The 4,595-nt window shown below is 46.8% G+C and carries 3 protein-coding genes; 2 read left to right on the plus strand and 1 reads right to left on the minus strand.

Features of this window, described 5'->3' with window-relative positions:
* The first annotated feature begins 223 nt into the window (after positions 1-223).
* Both AAE250_RS23310 and AAE250_RS23315 read left to right on the plus strand, forming a co-directional pair.
* Positions 224-2,200, plus strand: coding sequence for a fimbrillin family protein (locus AAE250_RS23310; protein ID WP_342289484.1), 1,977 nt, complete (start codon positions 224-226; stop codon positions 2,198-2,200).
* 17 nt (positions 2,201-2,217) lie between these two features.
* On the plus strand, positions 2,218-4,134 hold the full coding sequence (locus tag AAE250_RS23315; RefSeq protein ID WP_294600196.1) for a fimbrillin family protein: 1,917 nt from the start codon (positions 2,218-2,220) through the stop codon (positions 4,132-4,134).
* Positions 4,135-4,330: 196 nt separating this feature from the next.
* On the opposite strand, the gene AAE250_RS23320 is transcribed toward AAE250_RS23315, so the two are convergent.
* On the minus strand, positions 4,331-4,595 hold a 265-nt coding region (locus AAE250_RS23320; RefSeq protein ID WP_342289485.1), incomplete at its 5' end, for a hypothetical protein.

Below are 4,595 nucleotides of genomic sequence, written 5' to 3' on the forward strand. Positions count from 1 at the left end.
GAAAACCTATCAGTATACACTCGTCATCAACCTGCACGAAATCATAATAGAAAAGGCTGAGGTAAATGCATGGGGAAATGAGGTAACTGCAACACCTGTAGAATAACTCCCTATCTATCCGATTACATCGGAACAATTAAGGTCGGGTAGGGTTGGATCTCCCTTCCCGACCACTATAGAAAAAAGTAAAATAAAGGGCTCTTTGACCATGATTTCAAAAGACATGAAAGGAATAAAACACTTACTGTTTATTGTTGGCTTTCCGACGCTTTTGTGCTTCGGGGCTTGTAGTGCGGAGGATGAAGCGCAGGGAGACGGCATGCCGATAAGTTTCCTCACCACCGTAGATAATCTGCAGACACGTGCCGAACTGACTTCAGACAACTTGCTTACGATGGGCGTGTTCGCCTATCATACCTCCGATAACTTCAGCGATGCCGCCACCCCGGGGTTCATGTTCAACCAAAAGGTGGAACGGACGGAAAACAAAGCTGCATGGACGTATTCTCCTTTGAGGTACTGGCCGAATAACCCTGCGGACAAACTGAGTTTCTTCGCTTATGCACCTTATGTAGACGAAACAGCTGAAGGCGGAAGTAACCCTGCCTTTCTTGATAAAACAGTAGCGAAAGGATTTCCGACGCTAACTTATACTGTGGCATCGGTAGAAGCCGACCAAAAAGACCTGCTTGTCTCCATTCCATTGATGAATCAGACTTATCAAGGAACAAGCGGCAGTATAGGCTTCACTATGAAGCACACCTTGAGCAGAGTGAAGTTCAGTATTAAAAGTGAAGTTGGTATTACAGTGACTGCCCTGACAGTGAACAACGCTCCGGCGACGGCAAAACTTACGTTTGCAGAGAGTGGTTTCAGTTGGGGGAGTTATACAGGCACGAAAACTTGTACGGCAACTCTTGCCAATGGTGGCATATATGTAGCAGCCAATGCTGCCGATGCCCAAACATTGGCAACCTTCTTCCTCTTTCCCGACCAAGCATCCGCCACATTCTCCATCACTTATGTACAAGACGGTTCTCCTTCCATGACAATCACCAAAAGCGATGTTGCTTTTCCTACTGTATGGACGCAAGGAGGAGGCGTGAACTACCAACTCAATATAAAGAAAGACGGAAAGATGACCGCTACAGTGGCTCAGGAGTGGACTTCCGGGACGGGAGGCGACATATCGGGAACAGAAAAGGGTATTGGCCTCGCTTCTGACTGGATCGCTTTTGCCACACTTTGGAATGCTAACGGGTTACCTACCTTGGCCGACGGAACTCCCGATTATTCACTTTACGAGGATTACGGTTGGTATGAAACAGACGGAGCAAACCGGGTTTTCACTATCAAGCTGACTGCTCCATTCATGCTGACCGGTGTCACCTCAGGTGACCTTTATGTACCTGTGGGTACGGACGCTCACCCGCTTACCCTTCCCATCGACGGGCAAGGATGGGAAATCGGCATTGACTTACGCGACAATTCCCAACGTATCGAAGGAACATATTCGGGTATCGTGGGCTATACGCAGGCTGGCATCAGCAACCTGCGTGTAAAGACTATCCCTAGTAATAGTGCTTCCACGGGAAGCAGTATCGAGTCGGCAAACGCCACGTATGCCGGAGTATTGGCAGGCAAAGTAGACGGAAACATTTTGAACTGCTCAGTGGAACTTATCAAAACAACGGTGGTTAACTCTAATACTTCTGCTACAGATGTCATGTATCTGGGCGGACTGGTGGGCTATTGCAGTGGAGACATCCTGAATTCCGCCGTTTTCGAAGGTTCGGATCCGGGTTCGGCTTCCGTAGTCAGTTTCAGTCAAGCGTCGGCAGGAAGCAGTATCGGCGGACTGGTAGGGGGCTTGGCGTCGGGCAAAATCGTGAACAACTGCTATGTGCAGCTTTCCGGACTGAGCAATCAAGCCGGTAGTAACACACCTACTGCCGGTTGGCTGGCTGGCAACAAGATGGGAGTCAATTTCAGTACCTGCCACTATAATTCGGGAGGTACTGCCGCAGGTTGTACGCCGTACGATTCATCTGCAGGAATTTCAACGTTTACTGACTTCACCGGACTATGTACGCTATTGAATGCAGAAGCGGAGAAGCACACGGGATGGGCACTTTGGAAAGAAGTTACAAATACAGTGGACAATACTGTAGAACAGGTTGTATTGAATTTATACAGATAATATTTAGGATTTGAAATATGAAAAGATCTCAGATATTTATAGCATTGCTGCTTTTGCTTCCTGCTTCCTGCACGGACGATGCGGAACACGACGAACAGAACAGCCGGGACTTCCGGATAACAGCCTCTATTGAGGATAACGGTATCGCGTCTCGTGTAGCGGACCGAAATGATCGGACTTCTTTCACCGAAAACGATGAGATTTTTATCGGGTGGGATGGAAGTGCTTCTTATAAATACCTCTGTTCGGGAGTGAACAATGTATTCGTCCCGAACGCTACCGATGCCGACCGGGGATTATGGTCTGATTTGCTACATAATACTTCCACGACGGTAGAGGTATATGCCTGGTATGGAACCATGAGCAGCAGCCTCCCTGCAGTGGATGCAACCATCTCCATTCCTCAAGACCAAACCTCAGAGAGCAAACTGTTATCCGCCATCTGCATGGCGGCGCGTAAGTCGGTATCTCCTACGACTAACGCGCTGGATTTCTCTTTTCATCATCTCACCGCACGCCTTTTTCTCTCTGTGGATATTGTAGACGATGCAGTGACGCAGACCGACGTAATGGATGCAGCGGCACAAATCAGCCACATCTATGCAGATGGAACGATAACGACGGATGTCTCCGGTGAATATCAATTGAGTGTCATTTCGGACGACAAGGCAGGTAAGCAGAGTATTCGCATGAAACGATCATGGTCGGATCAGGAGATCTATCATCTGGATTTCGAGTGCTTGTTACCACCCCAAACGCTGGGTGCAGGTCAGAACATCATTATTACTCTGGCTAATGGAAAGGAGTATGTTTGCAAGATAAGCAATGAGATAACTTTGCAGGCGGGACAGAAAATGACACTTTCTGCTGAATTAAAAGCAAGTGGAGATGCCTCTTTCAAGCCAAAACTGACAACAATACCCAATGCGACAAACAGTGCCTTTTCGGGTAATCGCTTGATTTGCGCCATTAAGGATGCCAGTGGAGAGTATCGTTACCGTGTGTATGACAAGCAACCGGATGGTTCGTGGGGAGAGGGAGTATTGGTATATGAGGACGAAGCGGGAACAATAGAGTTTCCGACACAAACATATAGTAACATTCTGAAAAGAGATGGTGCAATCGAGATGTCTGGAGACTACGTCGTACTGGGTACCAATGCCGACAACAATTCTCTCTATTTCATAAAGAAAAGCAAGAAGACCGGGAAATGGTATTGTGCAAACGGAAGGCTTCAGGGACGTGGATATGGCGTCTGCATCAGTGAGGATTTCTTGGTTGGTGGAAATCACGTATCCAGTGCACCTAATGCCGGTCGCTCTTATATTTATCCGATTGATGAAAATGGTGAATTAGGCCCCGTGCAAGATACACCTAAAGGTATAGGAGCTTATAAATGTTCTATTTACGGAGGTGTATTAGCTACTAATACAGGCGTTTATAGATATAATGCGGACAAGGGAGAATGGGAGTCTTTGCCCGGTGCTAGTGCTAGTGATGTATATGGAAACACCCGACGTGTGGCCACTGACGGAAAGAGAGTAATTCTCCAAAATGGAAGCACACAATCCGATGTATATATTTATAATGTGGAAACAGGAAAGAAAGAAGAATGGGAAGGAGCAACTGCAAAAGCGCATCAGAGCAAACCGATAGCCATTTACGGAAACTACGCACTGGCAGGCAGAACCGATGGGATAGATATCTGTTACAGAGATCCGATTACCGAGAAGTGGAGTATCATCAATCCGGATGGAGGATTTCTGGAGATGATGAAACATTGGGATCCAAGCATCACAATAACAACGATTAGTGGAGAAAATCTTTCCATGAAAGGTCCCCGGGCCATGATTGTCGATGCTATATCATCCCAAAGTTTCTTTATTGAAAATATTGATAAGATGGTAGACGATTATCTGGCAGATCCGTATTAAAATGTATTTCTCTTTTTTTATTAATAACTTAAATGTTTTTTATCATGCAAAGAAAGATTAAAACAATCGTGAAAATGGTATGTGCGAGTGAGGACGATTCAAAAAAAAAGACACCCGCGATGTAATAGCTTGCGGTTATCGTTGGACGGAAGCCTTGCGCATTGTCCGCTCTTGTCATCCCGAAGTCACCATCATCTTACCCAAAGAGAAGATACAAGTCCGTGCAGGCGATGATGTGCGTGCGCTTATCGCGCCTTACGTCGCCATTATTCGTCGTGCGCTCGATGAGGGCAAGGTAGGTAAGTGGCACGGCACCTCTTCCGATTGCTGCGTCAAGCAAGTACACCGCATCCTCAACCACTACTTCCATTTCTACCCCGGCAGTATCACCGAACCCGAACTCCATGTGATGATCGAAGATATGCTGTATGTGCATAAGGTGAGATAAAAAAGAGGAATGC

The sequence above is a fragment of the Bacteroides sp. GD17 genome (genome assembly GCF_038448625.1).
Lineage (GTDB): Bacteria > Bacteroidota > Bacteroidia > Bacteroidales > Bacteroidaceae > Bacteroides.

What these genes read in the sequence shown, in the direction of transcription:
- AAE250_RS23310 (WP_342289484.1), top strand. Translation starts at nt 224, where the DNA reads ATGAAAGGAATAAAACACTTACTGTTTATTGTTGGCTTTCCGACGCTT.
- AAE250_RS23315 (WP_294600196.1), top strand. Translation starts at nt 2,218, where the DNA reads ATGAAAAGATCTCAGATATTTATAGCATTGCTGCTTTTGCTTCCTGCT.